At 62.8% G+C, this 18,296-nt stretch carries 19 protein-coding genes and 1 riboswitch; of the genes, 6 read left to right on the top strand and 13 right to left on the bottom strand.

What is annotated here, in order from left to right; all coding sequences use genetic code 11:
* The 8 genes from B3873_RS15790 to B3873_RS15825 all read right to left on the bottom strand — a co-directional run.
* Positions 1-701 (bottom strand): ornithine cyclodeaminase family protein (locus B3873_RS15790; RefSeq protein WP_286867223.1); only part of this gene is annotated, 701 nt, incomplete at its 3' end.
* 33 nt (positions 702-734) lie between these two features.
* Entirely contained in the window at positions 735-1,673 is a 939-nt protein-coding gene (locus B3873_RS15795) for a LysR family transcriptional regulator (protein WP_039784761.1), read from the bottom strand.
* Positions 1,674-1,877: 204 nt separating this feature from the next.
* On the bottom strand, positions 1,878-3,032 hold the full coding sequence (locus B3873_RS15800; RefSeq protein WP_286867224.1) for a TRM11 family SAM-dependent methyltransferase: 1,155 nt from the start codon (positions 3,030-3,032) through the stop codon (positions 1,878-1,880).
* Positions 3,032-4,213, bottom strand: coding sequence for a hypothetical protein (locus B3873_RS15805; RefSeq protein WP_286867225.1), 1,182 nt, complete (start codon positions 4,211-4,213; stop codon positions 3,032-3,034). The genes B3873_RS15800 and B3873_RS15805 overlap by 1 nt, the downstream gene beginning before the upstream one ends.
* A gap of 4 nt (positions 4,214-4,217) precedes the next feature.
* Positions 4,218-5,267, bottom strand: a complete 1,050-nt coding sequence (locus tag B3873_RS15810; protein WP_286867226.1) for a bifunctional nicotinamide-nucleotide adenylyltransferase/Nudix hydroxylase — start codon at positions 5,265-5,267, stop codon at positions 4,218-4,220.
* Positions 5,268-5,337: 70 nt separating this feature from the next.
* The gene (locus tag B3873_RS15815) at positions 5,338-7,035 is read right to left on the bottom strand and encodes an NAD+ synthase (RefSeq protein ID WP_286867227.1); all 1,698 of its coding nucleotides are present in this window, start codon (positions 7,033-7,035) and stop codon (positions 5,338-5,340) included.
* Positions 7,036-7,063: 28 nt separating this feature from the next.
* The gene (gene pncB / locus B3873_RS15820; RefSeq protein WP_134223836.1) at positions 7,064-8,266 is read right to left on the bottom strand and encodes a nicotinate phosphoribosyltransferase; all 1,203 of its coding nucleotides are present in this window, start codon (positions 8,264-8,266) and stop codon (positions 7,064-7,066) included.
* Between the two features lie 28 nt (positions 8,267-8,294).
* Positions 8,295-9,158: a cysteine hydrolase gene (locus tag B3873_RS15825; protein WP_286867228.1), complete on the bottom strand. Its 864-nt coding sequence runs from the start codon at positions 9,156-9,158 to the stop codon at positions 8,295-8,297.
* A gap of 211 nt (positions 9,159-9,369) precedes the next feature.
* Between B3873_RS15825 and B3873_RS15830 the strand changes: the two genes are divergently transcribed.
* The 6 genes from B3873_RS15830 (at position 9,370) to B3873_RS15855 (ending at position 12,842) form a co-directional block, all read left to right on the top strand.
* Entirely contained in the window at positions 9,370-10,032 is a 663-nt protein-coding gene (locus tag B3873_RS15830; protein ID WP_286867229.1) for an NUDIX hydrolase, read from the top strand.
* Positions 10,033-10,369: 337 nt separating this feature from the next.
* Entirely contained in the window at positions 10,370-10,615 is a 246-nt protein-coding gene (locus B3873_RS15835; protein WP_286867230.1) for a hypothetical protein, read from the top strand.
* Entirely contained in the window at positions 10,612-11,184 is a 573-nt protein-coding gene (locus tag B3873_RS15840) for a hypothetical protein (RefSeq protein ID WP_286867231.1), read from the top strand. Before B3873_RS15835 ends, B3873_RS15840 begins: the two co-directional genes overlap by 4 nt.
* Entirely contained in the window at positions 11,181-11,732 is a 552-nt protein-coding gene (locus B3873_RS15845) for a polymorphic toxin type 15 domain-containing protein (protein WP_286867232.1), read from the top strand. Before B3873_RS15840 ends, B3873_RS15845 begins: the two co-directional genes overlap by 4 nt.
* On the top strand, positions 11,729-12,394 hold the full coding sequence (locus B3873_RS15850; RefSeq protein ID WP_286867233.1) for a GAD-like domain-containing protein: 666 nt from the start codon (positions 11,729-11,731) through the stop codon (positions 12,392-12,394). The genes B3873_RS15845 and B3873_RS15850 overlap by 4 nt, the downstream gene beginning before the upstream one ends.
* A gap of 25 nt (positions 12,395-12,419) precedes the next feature.
* Positions 12,420-12,842, top strand: coding sequence for a hypothetical protein (locus tag B3873_RS15855; RefSeq protein ID WP_286867234.1), 423 nt, complete (start codon positions 12,420-12,422; stop codon positions 12,840-12,842).
* 403 nt (positions 12,843-13,245) lie between these two features.
* Here the strand turns inward: B3873_RS15855 and thiE are convergent, their stop codons facing one another.
* The 5 genes from thiE to thiC form a co-directional block, all read right to left on the bottom strand.
* A complete protein-coding gene (gene thiE, locus B3873_RS15860; RefSeq protein WP_286867235.1) occupies positions 13,246-13,878 on the bottom strand; it encodes a thiamine phosphate synthase in 633 nt (210 codons plus the stop codon).
* Between the two features lies 1 nt (position 13,879).
* A complete protein-coding gene (gene thiD, locus B3873_RS15865; protein ID WP_286867236.1) occupies positions 13,880-14,746 on the bottom strand; it encodes a bifunctional hydroxymethylpyrimidine kinase/phosphomethylpyrimidine kinase in 867 nt (288 codons plus the stop codon).
* A 2-nt stretch (positions 14,747-14,748) separates the two neighbouring features.
* Complete coding sequence (locus tag B3873_RS15870) at positions 14,749-15,558, bottom strand: thiazole synthase (RefSeq protein WP_034340349.1); 810 nt, start codon at positions 15,556-15,558, stop codon at positions 14,749-14,751.
* A gap of 80 nt (positions 15,559-15,638) precedes the next feature.
* Positions 15,639-15,839 (bottom strand): sulfur carrier protein ThiS, encoded by a 201-nt coding sequence (gene thiS / locus B3873_RS15875; RefSeq protein WP_039789265.1) that lies wholly within the window; start codon positions 15,837-15,839, stop codon positions 15,639-15,641.
* 3 nt (positions 15,840-15,842) lie between these two features.
* Positions 15,843-17,756 (bottom strand): phosphomethylpyrimidine synthase ThiC, encoded by a 1,914-nt coding sequence (thiC, locus tag B3873_RS15880; RefSeq protein ID WP_039789264.1) that lies wholly within the window; start codon positions 17,754-17,756, stop codon positions 15,843-15,845.
* A gap of 95 nt (positions 17,757-17,851) precedes the next feature.
* Positions 17,852-17,962, bottom strand: a riboswitch (TPP riboswitch).
* Between the last annotated feature and the right edge of the window lie 334 nt (positions 17,963-18,296).

Genomic DNA, 18,296 nt, shown 5'->3' on the forward strand with positions numbered 1-18,296 from the left:
TTCCATTCCACGAACAGCGCAGCAGCACGGCCGATGGCGGTGTCGTCCAGTTCGCGCACGTTGGCCTTGGAGGCACCGACGGCGGCGACGAAAGTCCCCGGACGCAGCAGCTTGCCATCGAACAGCGGCGTGGCTGAACGGGTGACGGTGACCAGCACGTCCGCTGCGGCGGCGGCTTCATCGATGCTCACCACGCGCGCCGGAACGCCCAGGGTGCGCGTGACTTCCTCGGCCAGGGCTTCGCGGCCCGACAAGCCGGCGATCAATACTTCCTTGAACGGCCGCACCTGCAGCAGCGCCGGAATGTGCGAACGCGCCTGCACGCCGGTGCCGATCACCGCCAGGGTGGCGGCGTCCTTGCGGGCCAGCGCGTCGCAGGCCACTGCCGTGGCGGCTGCAGTGCGCAGGCCGGTCATGGCGTCGCCCTCCAGCGTGCACAGCGGTGCGCCGGTCTCGCTGGAGAACAGCTGGATGACGAACTTGAACTGGCCCTTGATGGTGGTGTAGACCTTGGCCCCGGCGATCCCGGCCGACGGAATGACCGCCCCCATCATCGACAGCATCACGCCATTGGCGGCACTGGTGCGCACGCGCCCCTGGTGCGCGCCCTCGGCGGCGTGGGCAAAGGCCTCGCGCATGGAGGCGATGGCGTCTTCGGTGGCCAGCAGTTCGCTGACCTGCTGGTTGGTGAGAAATTTCATGCGGGACCTTGGCTTCAAAAAATGCAGGAAAAATTACGGCGTGCCGTGCTCGGCCTTGAGATAGTTCCAGATCCGGTCTATGTCCGGATTGGCACCATCCAGACGGCGATAGACGCGGATATCCATCTCGTCGCACCACAGCCCCTGCTCCAGCGCTTCGCTGTCGTTCGGGGCGATGGCCAGGGTCAGCTTGCCCTCGGCGATCTCGCGCGACACCGCACTGGCCGGCAGCCAGGCGATGCCGTGGCCTTCGACGGCCATGCTCTTCAAGCCTTCAGCCAGGTCGGTCTCGAAGCGGCGGAACAGGTGCACGCGGCGCGGGCTGGAATGGAGGGCCTTCTCGACGATGCGCGAGAGCGAGGAATACGGGGAATAACTGAGGAAAGGTTGCGGATCATTTGGCGTACCCGGCAACACATACTTGGGCTGGCCACTGGGCAGCGTCTTGACGTAGGGACGCAGCGGCTCCTTGCCCAGCGAAAGCACGGCATAGCGTTCGGTATCGAGGGCGATGCCCTGCTGGCGATGGTCATAGCACAGCAGCAGGTCGCAGTTGCGCTCCACCAGGGCCATGACGGCATCGTGTACGTTGCCGGCCATGACGGTGGTGGCGATGGCGCCGATGGTCTTTTCGATTTCCGACAGCAGCTTGGGGAACACGGTCAGCAAGAGCGTGTGCGGCATCGCAAAGCGTACCGAGGATTGCGCCCCTGCCAGTTGGCCGCGCAGCACCAGCCGCGCCTGCATCGACTGGTTGAGCATTTCCTTGGCGATCGGGACGAAGGATTCACCAGCCGGCGTGAGCGTGCAGGGATAGGACGAGCGATCGAACAGTTCGGCACCCAGCCAGGTTTCCAGCGAGCGGATGCGGCGGCCGAAGGCCGGTTGCGTGACATTGCGCAGTTTGGCCGAGCGGCTGAAGTTCAGCGTATCGACGACCGAGAGGAAGTCCTCCACCCATTTGATTTCCATCTTCCCTACCCCGTTGGCTTGCCGCGCTGATACGGCGGCTTGTCTTTGGTGCCGGCCACGTTGTGCCTGGCCGACCCTCCCTTGGAACGCCAGCCACTATACCGAAATGGCATGGACAGCGCCCCATGCCATTTTGGCATGAGGCGCATTGAAAGCGGGAGCACAGGCGGTGAATAAACGATGCAGCGCAGTGATCACACCAGCTCAGCCGGGGCCCTGCAACAGCGCTGGCGGCACCAGGGGCAAGCCGTGACGGAAAACCGCATGCGGAAGAACAGTTGCCACATCGTACTGCGCATCACGCAAGCACAGGTCCAGCCGCACCTGCCGGCCCGCACGGTCGAGCCGAACGGCGCGCAGGTAGTGGCGCTCCGGGAGCACGGCCGCAGCGGAGCCGGCCATGGCGGCCGAGAACGGTGCGCCCCAGCAGGTGAGCGCGAAGCCCTGCCGTTCCAGCCAGTGGCACACGGCAGCGACCAGACGCGGATCGTCGGGCAGCAGCAGATCCGCATCGGCGGGCGCCTGCGCCAACGGCAAATCCTGCAGCCAGCGCGCAAAGCTGCCGTAAAGGACGAACCCCGGATGCGCCAACTGCAGCGCTTGCAGCACGGCAAGGGTCTGCTCGGTATCGATGGCGTGCGGCAGATGGCGCGCGATCAGCGCGTATTCATGCGAACGATTGCTGCGCAGCTGGCCGGGCATCTCGGGCGCACTGGCGCGGTCATAGATCAGGATGCGTTCTTCGACGAAACGGAAGCGGTCCGCCATCAGCCGCGCCAGATCCCAGGCCAGCGGCACGAACTGCTCGCCCACCCGCAGATTCTCGGCGCACAGCACCAGCCAGCCGCGGGGACGCAAACAGTCGCGCAATGCGCGCAGCAGGCGCTCCAGCATGCCGAGGAAAGCGGCGTAGGTCTGGCTGGCGTAAAGCTGTCCAGCGTGCGCGGCGTCGGAGGCGTCCGGCCACTGGCAGCCGAAGTAAGGCACGTTGCTCAACACCAGGTCCACCGGCGGCAGGGAATGCGCGAGCGCCGTGGCATCGCCTTGCAACACTTGCTGTGGCGGACCATCGGCCCCGAGACGCTGCAGCCGCTGGCGCGTCAATGCCACGCGCTGGCCATCAATCTCGATGCCGATGCCCGCGCGGCCCACGCTGTGCGCGGCGACCAGCGTGCTGCCAAATCCGCAGAAGGGATCCAGCACCTTGCCGTCAGGCGGGCACAGGTGCGCAATGAACGGCTGCATCTGCTCCACCCAGCCGCAATCGCGCGCGCCGAAGGGATCGGTCTCGGCCAGCTCCTGTGGCAGGGTCCAGGCAGGGTCCTGCCTGCTGAGGTGCAGCCAGCTGTTGTCGTTCATCACGGGCTCCGCAGCAGCTGCAGCGGCTGCACCGCGCGACTGCGCATGGGCGCGGCACCGGTGGTTTCCAGCAGCACGTGTTGTTCGGGATTCCAGCCGCCGCACAGGCGGCCATTGGCATGGAACACCAGCTTGTAGACGCGTCCGCTGGCATGGCGCGCATGCATGCGCACATAGTCCGAGGCTTCGAAGGTGAGCTGCATGCCGCGCCAGTGCAGCACCACGTTCCAGAAGTAGTAGCCGGAGGTGGCATGCACCGGTTGCGCTTCGGCGCTCAGTTCCGGATCGGCCAGGCAGGCTGCTAGCAACGCCGCCACGTCGATGCGCGCGCCGCCGATGTAGCGGGCCGTGACGTTGTTGCGGTATTGCGGTCCGAGTTGCGAGAACTCGCGCAGGATCACCGCCGTCACGCCGCGCTGTTGCGCCCAGCGCAGATAGGCTTTCAGCGCGGGCACGCCATCGATGCCACCCTGCTGCACGATGCACACCAGCTTCACCGGCAACTGCGGCACCAGTTGCGTGAGCGTGGCGTCGATGCCGGCCTGCGTGGCAACCGCCTGTCCGCTGCGAAAACGCATGATGGCCTGATTGGCCTGGGCCTCATGATGATGGCGCGACAGTTCCACCCAGCCCAGATCAAAAGCCTGCAGGCGCGTGACCAGCTCCGCGCCCCGCGGCGTGGCCAGGCCGGCTCCATTGGTGTAGAGCACGCTGCCCTGCACGGGTGACTGGCGCGCGTGCTCCTGCAATGCATCGAGCATGGACAGCATCCAGCCGGCGTCATCGGTGGTCTCCAGTCCCGACAGCGACCACGACAGCGGCAGCCCGCGCAGCGCAGCGAGCGCTTGCCGGAGCTGTGCGCCGTACTGCGGACCGGGTCGTAGCGCTGCGGCGTGCGGGCCGCCATCGTCCAGCGTTTCGGAACAGAAGCGGCAGCGCGCCGAGCAAGGCTGCGCCGAGGCATAGGGGGTGAAGGTCACGGGCTGGGCGATCTGCACGGTGCGCCCGCCGATCTCCCAGCGCCGCCAGCGCCTTGCATCGTCCTGGTCGGGCTCGCGCCGGATCACGCGTGGCAGGCGGTTTTCCAGCAGCTGCTGCAGGGCGGCGGGCATCAGGTCCGGCAACGCCGGACTATCCGGTGCGATGGGCTCGGCGGTGTCGACAGCTTCAGAGATGGCCATGGTCTCACTCGCTGCCGGTGAGGTTGAGGAAGGTATCGAGGATATGGAAGTGATCGTCGAAGAAGCTCGCTTCCATCGCCGCCAGTTGTGCAATCGGTGTCCACACCGCCTGGGCCGCATCATCGGCGGCCTCGACCTCGGGCAGTTGTTCCAGGCGCAGGTCGAAGTAATAGGCGTGGGTGATGGTGCGGCCACGTGCACTGCGGTCGGGGTGATCGAAAATCTTGACGTCCACCAGGGCCTCTTCCAGCGTCACATCCAGCACGGCCAGGTTGGTCTCCTCGGCCAGTTCGCGCAGGGCGGCCTGCATCAGGCGCTCGCGCTGGTCCAGGAAACCGCCGGGGATGGCCCACAGCCCGCGCCCCGGAAAGCCCTTGCGCTGTACCAGCAGCACGTGGTCCGCCGCGCGGATCACGGCATCCACTGTCGTGAAGACCGGCGGATAAGGTGCCGCAGCCCAGGCCGCTTGATACTTGCGCAACTGGCGATGTTCTTCCACCAGTGCGGCGTAATGCGGCAACAGCGACCAGGCGCGCAGGTAGTGGCGCACGCTGGGCGGTACCAGCGGGTCGAGAACGTCGAGGCTGACTTCCAGGTCCTCGGCCTCGAACCAGACGTTGCGAATGTCGGTGGCATCGATGTCGCCCGCGCGCGGCAGGGTTTCCAGCTGCCATTGCGGGAAGTGGCGCAGGTAGTAGCTGGAGGCATCCTTGAAGTGCCCCACCAGCAGCACCCTTGCCTGGGGATCGGTCTGGGCCGCGACCAGGCGGCGCACTTCGGCGGACCAGCGGCGGTCGTCGTAGTAATCGCGGGTGGCGACGAAACGCAGGCGTTCACGCTGGCCCGGCGGCATGGCACCGGCGATCATGGCGGCGCGCTCTTCCCAGGTGAAAGGGTTCTTGGTGTTGCGGGCGTGGAAGGCCGAACCCAGCACCACGATCACCGTGGCCGCGCGCTCCAGCGCGTGATGCAGCAGGTGCAGGTGGCCGTTGTGCACGGGCTGGAAGCGGCCGATCACCACGGCGGCATCGTATTGCGGAGTCAGGACGGGCATGCGCTTTCCTTAATTTTTATCAACAGGGTCGAACGGCCGTTCACCTGAATGACGGATGACGGCCAGCGCCTCAATAGCGCACTGCGATCGGAATCTGCCGTCCGCTGCCAAAGGCCCGGGCACGCACCCGGATCACTGGCGGCGACTGGCGGCGCTTGTATTCGTTGCGCGCCACCATGCGGCAGATGCGTTCGACCAGTGCAGCCCCGGTTTCGGTTCCGCTGAGCTGTTCGACTGCGCGGCTTGCCGCACGGGCTTCATCGGCAGGAAGGCGGCTGCCTTCGATGTGCCACTTGAGAATCTCGTCGAGCACCTCGTAAGGCGGCAGGCTGTCGGTATCGCGCTGGTCCGGGGCCAGTTCGGCCGAGGGGGCCTTGTCGATGATGGCCGCGGGGATGATCTCGCGGCCGGCCTGCGCATTGAGGTGGCGCGCCAGGGCATAAACCTCGGTCTTGTAGAGATCGCCGATCAGGCCCAGGCCACCGTTGGTATCGCCATACAGGGTGCAGTAGCCGACCGAGATCTCGCTCTTGTTGCCGGTGGTCAGCAGGAGCGCGTCATAGCCGTTGGAATACTCCATGAGGATGGCACCGCGCACGCGGGCCTGCAGGTTTTCCAGCGGCAGCCCGCGCAGGGGTGCGCCGAAGGCCTTGGCAAAACCGTCCTCGAACTCGCGCACCAGATCGGAAATGGGATGGCGGAACAGCGTCACGCCCAGCGCCTGGCACAGCGTTTCGGAATCATCGACCGAACCGGTGCTGGAGAACATCGACGGCATGGTCACCGCCACCACGTTCTGCGCACCCAGCGCCTCCACGGCCAGCGCGATGGTGAGCGCCGAATCGATGCCACCGGAACAACCGACCACCACCTTGCCGAAGCCGCAGCGGCGCGCATAATCGCGCAGGCCCAGCAGGATCTGGCGGCGCTGGAATTCGGGCGTGGCCAGGGTCTGGTCTGCGCGGGCCGGTTCGCCCACACCGTCGCTGCGCAGGAAGCGCCCGCTCTCGAAGGCGATGACCTGGAAATCTTCGGCCAGGCGCGCCGCCTCGAAGGCCAGTCCCTGCAGCGGCGACATGGCGAAGGAGCCGCCGTCATACACCAGCTGGTCCTGTCCGCCGACCTGGTTGACGTAGAGCAGCGCCATCTGGCGGCGCAGGCAGGCGGCCTGGAACAGGGCGTGGCGCTGGCTGCGCTTGCCGACGTCCGACGGGCTTGCATTGATGGAGACCACCAGTTGCGCATCGGCCTGCGCCAGCTTCTCGAAGGGATTGACGCGATAGCTGCGCAGGTCGTCGTTCCAGCCATCCTCGCAGATCAGGAAGCCGACCCGCATGCCCTTGACCGGCAACACGCAGGCCGTCTCCGGACCGGCCTCGAAATGGCGGCCATCATCGAAGACGCCATACACCGGCAGCAACTGCTTGTGATACTCGGCCACGATGACACCCTCGCGCACCGCCAGCAGGGCATTGAAGAGCGGCTTGCCGGGGCCGGGATTGCGGCGCGGCGCGCCGATCACGGCAGTCAGTCCGGGCAGGCTGCGGGTGGCGTCGATGACCGATTGCAAAGTCTGTTCGGCCTGCGCCAGGAAGCGTGCTTCTTCCAGCAAATCGCCGGGGTAGTAGCCGCAGACCGAGAGTTCAGGAAAGACCACCAGGTCGGCACCGGCCCCGGCGGCGCGCTGCAGGGCATCGAGGTGAAGCGCCAGGTTGCCGGTGAAGTCACCGATGGTGGGATTGCATTGGGCGATGGCGATGCGAAGCATGATGCATCCTTTCTGCCGCCGCAGCGGCTCAGGCAGGGGTGGCCGGCGCAGCGATGCCGAACAGCTGGCGCAGGTAGGCCAGGAAAGTTTCATCCTTGCACAAAGTCTTGCCCGGCGAATCGGACAGCTTGGCCACGGCCTGGCCATTGCAGGACGACAGCTTCATGACGATGTTCAGCGGCGCGATGCCGGTGTCGTTGCTGAGGTTGGTGCCGATGCCGAAACCGGTCATGGCACGGTCGGAAAAATGACGATACAGGCGCAGCGCCTGCGGCAGGTCCAGTCCATCGGAGAACACCAGGCGCTTGGTGTTGGCATCCAGGCGCAGCTTGCGATAGTGCGCCAGCGCCTTCTCGCCCCATTCGAAGGGATCGCCCGAGTCGTGCCGCAGGCCATCGAAGAGCTTGGCGAAATACAGGTCGAAGTCGGCCAGGAAGGCATCCATGCCGACCACGTCGGTCAGGGCCACGCCGAGGTCGCCGCGGTATTCCTGCACCCAGTCTTCCAGTGCGGCCTTCTGGAAATCGCGCAGCCGCACACCGAAGGATTGGTAAGACTGCAGGTATTCGTGGGCCATGGTGCCGATCGGCACCAGTTGATACTTCTTCGCGAGCCAGACGTTGGAGGTGCCCTTGAAATACTGCGGGACCTCGCGCGCCAGCGTGGCCACCACTTCCTCCTGCCACGCTCCGCTGTAGCGGCGGCGCACGCCGAAGTCGAAGAACTCGAAGGGATGACGGCCTGGCGCTTCAGCGGCGAAGGCGTGCAGGAGTGCGAGCTTGTCCTGCAGGCGGCGGCGCGCTTCTGCCCCGGCCGCTGGCGTGCCGATCCGGCGGAAATAGAGTTCGTTGACGATGTAGAGCACGAAGATTTCGAAGCCCATGACATGCACCTGCGGACCGCGCGCCACGATGCACAGGCGCTCGCCCTCGGTGCTGACCTCGATGAACTTGCGCTGGAAGCGGAACAGCGCGAGGAAGTCGATGAAGTCGCTCTTCATGTAGCGCAGCTGCGCCAGATAGGCCAGTTCATCACTGCTGAAGCGCAGGCTGCACAGGTGATCCAGCTCGCGCTCCACCTCTTCTTTCAATTCGGCCAGCGGGAATTGCGGCTGGTTGCGGCACACGAAGGTGTATTCGGCCTGGGCACCGGGATGGCTGTGCAGCAGGGCCTGCCACATGGTGAACTTGTAGAGATCGGTTTCCAGCAAACTACGAACGACGGGTGCCATGATGGGCACTCCTTTCAACGTGGATGGGTCAGGCGTTGGCTTGCAGTTCCTGCAGCACCTGCTCCGAAGTGGCCAGGCGCACGCCAGCCCGTGACATGGCGGCCAGGAAATCCCGGTACTGCGCCTCGAAGCCGGCCACCGGGCTCATGCAATCGGTCACCAGCACCAGCCGGGCACGGCCGGCGGCGTCGAGGTTGGCGGCGATGTGCTCGGTGGTGGCGCGCACGCAGTGGCTGCCCGCCTCGCCGGTGATGTAGACGGTATCGGCCTGTGCCAGGGTGGTGATGAAGCCACGGTTGAGCTGGGTGGCAGGATCATCGTCATCCGGCACTTCGGCCATCACTGCGGAATAGTGTTCGGTCCAAGGGTTGCTGCCCTTGCCCAGCTTGGTGACCACGCCCAGCGTGCGTTCTTCCCAGCGGTTGTAGGCGGCGCGCACATCGGCGTGGACCGCCCCGCCCCAGCTGCCGATCTCGCAGTGCACCGGCCAGACCATGAGGCGATAGCGTCCGGCGGCTTCCAGGGCATCGAGATAGGCCAGTGCGCGCGGCAATGCTTGCGGATCGCGTGGCAGGTAAGCGCCGGCACGGACCTGCGCGGCCTCGATCTGGGTAAAAGGCGTGACCGCCGCGCCATCGGCTTGCTGCCAGAACGTGGGATGGGCGATGTCCAGCCTGTGGTGGGCGTCGAGGGTGATGCTGATGGCCGACAGGCCGGTACCGCCCTGGTCGATCAGACGCGCCACGCGCTGCAGGTCGGCATGGCTGCCCGCCACCGGCAGCGCTGGTTGCAGTCCCCCGCCGGTAGCCGGGTCCACCGGCAGCCAGTCCGCCGGCAGGTCGCAGAAATCGTTTTGCGGATCGATCACGAGGAGATGCAGGGAGCGCTTCATGGTGTCCACCTTTCGGAGTGCGTCGGGTTACGGTGAGGCCAGTGTAGACCACTTAATTTAATTTTGCAACTAACATGATCTTCGTAAATTTTCTGGATTAGCTCTCCAAATATGGCTTACAGGTCATCCGTGATTCGAATCGCAACAAATAGATTCACAATGACACTAAGTACCTTTAGACTTCCCGGACTTGGACAAGGCGAGGAGAAAAATGGATCCGGTGATCTGCACAGTGGATGTGGCGTTGCTCACGCTCACGGCCGAGGGGCTGGAAGTGGCGCTGCTCAAGCGCGAACATGCGCCCTTCAAGGGGGTGGCGGCGCTGCCCGGCGGCTATATCCATGCGCGCACCGACGTCGATGCGCGCGATGCCGCGCGCCGCGTGCTGCTGGACAAGACCGGCATCGCCGCGCCCTATCTGGAACAACTGGCCACCTTCTCCGGTGCGGCGCGTGATCCGCGCGGCTGGTCGATCTCGATCGCGTATTACGCGCTGGTACCGGCCACCACCATCGCCCAGGCCGAGCGGGACGAGGTCCGCCTGCACAGCGTGGACCGCCTGCTGCCGCTGCCCTTCGACCATGGCGACATCATCGGCACCGCCGTCTCGCGCCTGCGCAGCAAGAGCCAGTATTCGTCGCTGCCCTGCCATCTGCTGGGCGATGTCTTTACCTTGCCGCAGTTGCAGCGGGTCTATGAAGTGCTGATGGGCGAGAGCATCAACAAGGTGAGTTTCCGCCGCAAGATGACCGAGATGGACATGCTCGATCCGGTGGACGGACAGTTCGAGAGCGGGGCGCATCGTCCGGCGCAGCTGTATCGCCTGAAGCCCGCCTTCCGTGAAGAATTGCAGTTGCTGGAGCGTGGGCTTTGAGGATGACAAGCTGCATTGTGATCGGCCAGGACGAAGGAGAGCGGCGTACGCCGGATGAACTAGCCATATAACGTTGGGCAGTGACCTTGCTCCTTGGAGGCCCGGGTCCGGTTTCGCGCCGGACCCGGGCCTTTGTTTCAAGTTGAATCTTTGCTTGGGGTGCCAGCTGATACAGGCTGGGCCAAGACCATTACCGGGCAGGCTGCCCCTTGGTCGCATCTTCAGCATTTCGTAGCCGCAGCCGTCATCCGGAAGTTGTCAGTTTCCACATGGAAACATTACAATGCGGGCCAGTGTTGCATCAGGGAGGGATACTTGATGAGCACAGGATCTTCGCATGCCCAAAGCATCCCCGGGTCTGGAACAGCGGCTTCCGGACTATCTCTACGCCCGCCTTCTGCGGCGGGCTTTTCCGTATCACCCCGTCTCCCAAAATGAACCGTTAGTCAACCAGCTTGACGACGGCGAGGGCTCGTCACCCGACCTCGCGCTTGCTCCTGCGCGCTTGGCTGATCAGACCTGGCTTGAATTCAACGACTTGCCCTGCAACCCGGTCGATAAGACGCGGGATGCAGTGTCATGACCACCAAAGGCGTCATCCTCGAACAGGCTGACAGGTCGTTCACGCACATCGAGCCGCACGGTGGCGGCGCCATCGCAGCCATCAAGGCAGAGACTGCGGCCGAGAAAACGTTTTGGCAGAAATCCAGTCCGTGGGTGCACGGCGTGCTGGGCGTGGCCAGTTTCGTTCCGGGGTTGTCGGTCATCACGGGTGCGATCGATGCGGCCATCTATACCGCCGAGGGCGACTACGTTGAAGCGGGGATTGCTGCGGCAAGCATGATCCCGGGCGGCAAGGTAGTGACCACAGTTGGCAAGGTCGCCAAACGCGCAGTTGGTATGGCAAAGGGTGCAGGAATGGCATCCCGGGTTGGCAAAGGTGCGCATGAGGCAGAAGAACTCGCCAAAGCAGCCAAGTCGGCAAAGGAAGCAGAGGAAGCTGCCAGAGTTGCTCGCGAAGCCAAGGTCGCCAGAGAAACTGCACCTGGGCCCCCAAAGCCAAGGACCCAAAGAAGGATGTCACCGTCAAGGCCCGTCCGTTTAAAGTGCCATGCTTCCATCCGTATGACAAGAAACAATTCATGCGAATGAGCAAGGAGGAACAGAAGGCGTTTCTGAAAGAAATGGCGGAGCAGCTCAGACGTCAAGAGGAGGCCATCAATAGTCTGACAGCTAGCGAATACGCGATGGCCAGGGATGCGTTTAAGAAAATGAATCGCAATCCCGCCGCTGACGCGGCGCAAGAAAGCCATCGAAAAGACTTCCTTGCAGACATGAGAGACAGTCTTACCGATAGCATGCGTAAGCAAGGCATGAACCCAGCCGAAGCAAAAACACAAGCTGGAATTCGAGCAAAAAAACTGATGGAGAAATTAGCTGCACTGCATGAGCCAGACATGGTCGCTGGAGGTTGGATGCAACATAAAACGACGAGTATCGGCCGCGCTGACGTAAACAAGTCAATTGGAGCAAGCTGGAACCAAGCTTATACGCCGCCCGGAAGCCGGAATTCGGGGCAGAAGCCGCTGACCCGGGTGCAGGAGATGGATCGCGAAGCCAAGCATGCGATCGATAACGGTCGCGGAAATCAAAAAATGAATGTCAAACTGGAGCCTTGCCGTGGCAAGGGAATGAGATGAGAGACGAAGACTTCGAATATTTTATTAGTAACTTTGGCGAGGCTACCAAGAGCAGCCCAGTACCCTCGGAAATCCTTGAAAAATGGCGCGATAAGTTGCCCGATCAGTTACTGAAATACTGGGAACAAGAAGGATGGTGCGAATATGCGAATGGTCTCTTTTGTACGGTTGACCCAGACGACTACGAAGACATTGTTGATGAGTGGCTCGCCGACACGGGGTTGGATGAGATTGATGCGTTTCACGTGATTGCAAGAACTGCATTTGGCGATCTTTATGTGTGCGGTGAGAAGACCGGATGCAGCGCCACGATTGCATGTCCGATTAACTCGATAGCTGCTCTACCCGCAGATTTAAACGCTCAAACTAAGGATGAGCTGGATTTTTCTGTCCGTTTTTTCTTTGGGGACAGTGAGCCGGACGAGTTTGACATGGAAGACGAGAATGGACAGCCACTCTTCGAACGCGCAAGAGCCAAACTAGGCCCTCTTGAACCGAATGAAATCTATGGATTCGAGCCCGCCATTGTACTCGGAGGAAAAATACGTCTCGATAATTTGGTAAAAGTGAATGCTCATGTGCACCTGACGATTCTCCGCCAGTTCGCAGAACCATCACTGCCACTCTCCGGGATCGATATCGAAAAATTGCTCGACTCTTGAAACGTGCCGCCGTGCCAGGTTAAGTATGCGAGAACACATCATCACATCGTACGTAGGCGTCGGGCCGCTCAAATTTGGAATGACTCGGGACGAGGTTCATCAAATACTAGGCAAGCCGCAATCTTCAAAAAAAAGCCGCTTCTTCGAAGAATCGAGGGAATGTTGGAGCGACAACGGTTTGCAGCTAACTTTTTCGGAAACGGGGGATGGGCTATTGGAGATTGGCTTGTGTCCCAATCTCGCCAACGTCCAGTTCAATGGACTCCGATTGTTCGAGGTGCCGGGAGCGGATGTGTTCAAGGCCCTCCATGATTGGGACGACGCACCGCTAGATAGAACTGGTACAAGTGTCTTTCTTAAACTCGGATTGGCTGTGCATGGTTTTCTGGACGACGATGACAGTAATAAGGCAGTCGCGGCTTTTGTAAGAGGAAGATGGGATGAATAAGCATACGCAAAGGAAATCGCATCCTCTTATCTCGCGCTTTCTTATCCATCGCCTCCATCGGCCAGGGAGCGAAAAGCCGGAAAAAGCGAATCCAATATGCACCTTATTTTGATATTTCTCGAAGGGCAGTGCTTACTGCCTTGGGCTCTAGTATGCGAGAACACATCATCATGTCCTACGTCGGCGTCGGACCGCTCAGATTTGGAATGCCTCGCGACGAGGTTCATCAGATACCAGGCGCGCCGCCATTTACATTTTTTTGGTCATTCACTTACCGTTCGGACCGAGTAGCCGCACTGCGGCGTATCGAAGGCGCAGCTGCGCTGGAGTGTCTTCGGTGCGACTTCGATACGACCCTGCTGGTCTACTCAGTCCGAACGGTCAGGGAGTACGAAGATGCGCCTCAGCGATACAGATCCGCCAACTGCCGCGTCTTGCGCTCCTCCACCGGCACCAGATACACGCTGCTGATGACAGCCACCATGTCCGCTCCCTGCGCCACCAGCGGCGGCGCGTTCTCCAGCGTGATGCCGCCGATCACGACCACCGGCAAGGGGATCTCGCGCTTGGATTGCGCAATGATTTCCGGCGCGGTCCGGAAATCATATTTTTTCACGCGCGACGGATAGAAACCGCCGAAGGCCACATAACTGGCCCCATCGCGGTACGCCGCATGCGCCAGCTCCAGCGTGCCGTAGCACGAGGCCCCGACGATGCGGTCCGGCCCCACGGCCTTGCGCACCTCGGCAATGGACGCATCGGTACCACCGACATGGATGCCATCGGCATCGATCTCCAGGCACAGGTCCACGTGGTCGTTGATGATGAGCGGCACATCATATCGCCGGCACAGCGCCAGCAATGCCGAAGCCTGCGCGCGGCGCTGCTCCGCCCCGGCGGTCTTGTGGCGGTACTGCACCAGCGCAGCACCGTTCTGCAAGGCCAGCTCGGTGGCGGCCAGCAATTGGGTGGTGTCATCCCAATCCGGCGTGACGATGTAGAGGCCACGCAGATGCGTTGCGTACTCGGGTTTCATGTCAGGCTCCTGCCGCAACGGCGGCGTCAATAACAGGTTCAAAGGCAGGCACGCGATTGGGAATGCGCTGCCCTTCGGCAATCGCATAGGACGTCGACAGCGCGTGCTGCGTGTACTGCTGCGCCAGGTCGATGGCCTCGCGCATGGGCAGCCCACGCGCCAGGCAGGCCGACAGCGCGGCCGCCAGCGTGCAGCCGCTGCCGTGGAATTCATCGGGCAGGCGGGTCCAGCGCCAGCGCGCACTCTCAATGGCCTCTTCGGCAAACTCGGAACGGAACAATTGTCCGTACCAGCGATTGATCACATCCTGCTGCTGCGGGCCATGGCCGCCCTTGAGCAGCACATGCGCACATCCGCGCTCCATCAGCAGCGCCGCCTGCCGCGCCGGTTCCACATCACCGCACAAGCGGCGCGCCTCGTTGAGGTTGGGGGTGATGACGGTGGCCAATTCATACAAGGGTTCGATCACGCGCGCAGCATCGTCGCGCGAGAGCTGGTCGCCCTTGCCATTGGCCAGCACCGGATCGAGCACCACCGGCAAATGCGGGTCACGCGCGCGCAATTGGCGGATCAGGCCGGCGATCACTTCGGCATTTTCTCGACTGCCTGCGATGCCCAGCTTGACCGCTGCGATGTCGAAGCGGTCAATCAGCACCTGCGCCTGATGACGCACCAGTTCCGGATCGAGCGCATGCACGGCAAAGACGCTGACGTTGTCCTGCACCGTCAATGCGGTCGGCACCGACAGGGAATGCGCACCCAGTGCCGTGATGGCCGGGATATCGGCCTGCATGCCGGCCCCGCCGCTGGGGTCGGAGCCGGAGAAGACCAGCACGCAGGGTGGCGTGGAGCGATAAGCTGCCTGCATGCTCACGCCACGCGGCCGGCCATCGGCGAGGACGGCGAGGCGGCAAACTTGCGCGCAATGCGTCCCGCGAGGAAGGCTTCGCGGCCCGCTTCCACCGCCAGCTTCATGGCGCGCGCCATGCGAATCGGATCGCGTGCACCGGCAATGGCGGTATTCATCAGCACGCCATCACAGCCCAGTTCCATCGCAATGGCCGCATCGGAAGCCGTGCCCACGCCGGCATCGACCAGCACCGGCACCCGCGCCTGTTCGATGATGAGCGAGAGATTCCAGGGATTCAGAATGCCCATGCCCGAGCCGATCAGCGAAGCCAGCGGCATGACGGCAGATACGCCCAGGTCTTCCAGCATGCGCGCCTGGATCGGATCGTCGCTGCAATACACCATCACGTCGAAGCCATCCTTGACCAGGGTCTCGGCGGCTTTGAGCGTTTCGGGCATGTTGGGGAAGAGGGTCTTCTCGTCGCCCAGCACTTCCAGCTTGACCAGCTTGTGGCCACCCAGCAGTTCACGCGCCAGTTGCAGCGTGTAGACCGCATCGGCGGCGTTGTAGCAGCCCGCCGTATTGGGCAGGATGGTGAATTCGGAGGGCGGCACCGCGTCCAGCAGGCTGGGCGCATTCGGGTCCTGGCCGATGTTGACGCGGCGGATCGCCACCGTGATGATCTCGGCACCGCTGGCGACCGTCGCCGCGCGGGTTTCGTCGAGGTCCTTGTATTTGCCGCTGCCCACCAGCAGGCGCGAGCGATAGGTCTTGCCGGCGATGGTCAGGCCCTTGTCCTCGCTCAGGAGGGGGGCGTCGTTCATGTTCATGTCGATTCCTTGTCTGTGAGAGCTGCGTGCCACGGGAGGCGGCCGCTGGCGGCACGGGCGTGCCGCAGCGGAACAATCTTTCATCCGCCCCCGATGGCGCGCACTACGTCTACCTTGTCGGCCTCGGCCAGCGTGCGTGCAGGCCATTGCACGCTGGGCACCACCTGGCGGTTGACCGCCACCGCCACCGCCTTGCCGGCCAGAGAAAGGCCGGCAATGAGCTGGTCCAGCGTGGCGCCGTCAGGCAGCGGATGAGGCTTGCCGTTCAGTTCGATCTGCATGGCTTACTGCTTCGAATAAATCTCGGCACCCATCTTGACGAACTCGACCGACTTCACCTGCATGCCTTGCTTCAAGGCGTCGATCTCGGAGATGCCTTCCTTGGCGGCGTAGTCGCGCACTTCCTGGGTGATCTTCATGGAACAGAAATGCGGGCCGCACATGGAGCAGAAGTGCGCCACCTTGGCCGAATCCTTGGGCAGGGTTTCGTCGTGGAATTCGCGCGCCTTGTCCGGGTCCAGGCCGATGTTGAACTGGTCTTCCCAACGGAATTCGAAGCGCGCCTTGGATAGCGCGTTGTCGCGGATCTGCGCGCCCGGATGGCCCTTGGCCAGGTCGGCGGCGTGCGCGGCGATCTTGTAGGTGATGATGCCGTCCTTGACGTCGGTCTTGTTGGGCAGGCCCAGGTGTTCCTTGGGGGTGACGTAGCACAGCATGGCCGTGCCATACCAGCCGATCTGCGCCGCGCCGATGCCGGAGGTGATGTGGTCGTAGCCGGGCGCAATGTCGGTGGTCAAGGGGCCGAGGGTGTAGAACGGGGCTTCGTGGCACTGCTCCAGCTGCAGGTCCATGTTCTCCTTGATGAGATGCATGGGCACGTGGCCGGGACCTTCGATCATCACCTGCACGTCGTGCTTCCAGGCGATCTGGGTCAACTCACCGAGGGTGCGCAATTCGCCCAGTTGGGCCTCGTCGTTGGCATCGTAGATGGAGCCGGGACGCAGGCCGTCGCCCAGGCTGAAGCTGACATCGTAGGCCTTCATGATCTCGCAGATCTCTTCGAAGTGTTCGTAGAGGAAGGATTCGCGGTGATGCGCCAGGCACCACTTGGCCATGATGGAACCGCCGCGCGAGACGATGCCGGTCATGCGCTTGGCCGTCAGCGGGACGTATTGCAGGCGCACGCCAGCGTGGATGGTGAAGTAGTCCACGCCCTGCTCGGCTTGCTCGATCAAGGTGTCGCGGAAGATTTCCCAGGTCAGGTCTTCGGCCTTGCCATTGACCTTTTCCAGCGCCTGGTAGATCGGCACGGTCCCGATGGGGACCGGCGAATTGCGGATGATCCATTCACGGGTCTCGTGGATGTTCTTGCCGGTGGAGAGGTCCATGACGTTGTCGCCACCCCAGCGGATGGCCCAGGTCATCTTTTCCACTTCCTCGCCGATGGAGGAAGTGACTGCCGAGTTGCCGATGTTGGCATTGATCTTGACCAGGAAATTGCGGCCGATGATCATCGGTTCGACTTCCGGGTGGTTGATGTTGGCGGGGATGATGGCACGGCCACGGGCGACTTCGTCACGCACGAATTCCGGAGTGATCTCGGCGGGAATGGACGCTCCGAAGGACTGGCCGGGATGCTGGCGTCCCATCAGGTCGGCCAGCTTGTTGCCCATGGGGCCGGAGGCCTTCAGTTGCTCCAGGTACTCCTTGCGGCGCAGGTTTTCGCGGATGGCGATGAATTCCATTTCCGGCGTGATGATGCCGCGGCGTGCGTAGTGCATCTGGGTCACGTTGGCACCGGCCTTGGCACGGCGCGGCTTGCGATGCAGGTTGAAGCGCAGCTCGGCCAGGGCCGGGTCGTTCAGGCGCTGCTGGCCGTATTCGGAAGTCGGGCCGGGCAGTTCCTCGGTGTCGTTGCGCTCCAGAATCCAGGGCAGGCGCGGGGTGGACAGGCCGGCGCGGATGTCGATCTTCACGTCCGGGTCGGTGTAGGGGCCGGAGGTGTCGTAAACGTAGATGGGAGGGTTCTTTTCTGAACCGAACATGGCCGGCGTATCGGCCTGGCTGATCTCGCGCATGGGCACGCGGATGTCCGGGCGCGAGCCGGTCACATAGATCTTGCGGGAATTCGGGAGAGGCTGGACGGCTGCCTCGTCGACGGTGGCCGTCGCGGACAGGAATTTCGGGTTGGCATTCATTTCGGCTCCTTTGCTTGATGACTCATGGCTCGGAGCCAGCAAAGGAGGTTGCGGAAGAGGACGAACGGCGTGGAGTACTGCGGACCGTGGGTGCGTCATGCTGCCGGTTGCTTCCCTTCGCTGGCATTATCCAGATCAGGTTCAAGGGTATTTCTCACCCGGCTGCCAGAGCATGTGCTCCGGTGCCAGGACCCCTAGCGATGCGACGCGGGCTGCTTGCGCAGTCTTTGTCGTGGGGCGGATTCTACACCGATGGCCAGCGGAGACAAGCGTTGCTTCATGAAAACTGAACTCCCGCAGCATGAGATTCAGAAACGACAAATCAAGATAATCGAGTAATTATTTGCCATTCATTTAACTAATAATTAAAAATAATTACATCCTGCCAAGCGAGAAACTTTCTGCGTGATATATTTTCGGCGGGAAAGAAAATGGGTTGCACCAGAGCAAGCAGTACAGGCAACAAGCGCTTGCGGTCAACCCCATCCAGCCCCCCCCCGCCAACGAGGCGGGCACGAGGGCACGATAAGGCAGCCCGGC

It is taken from the genome of Herbaspirillum sp. UBA812 (assembly GCF_002296545.1).
Lineage (GTDB): Bacteria > Pseudomonadota > Gammaproteobacteria > Burkholderiales > Burkholderiaceae_D > Herbaspirillum > Herbaspirillum huttiense.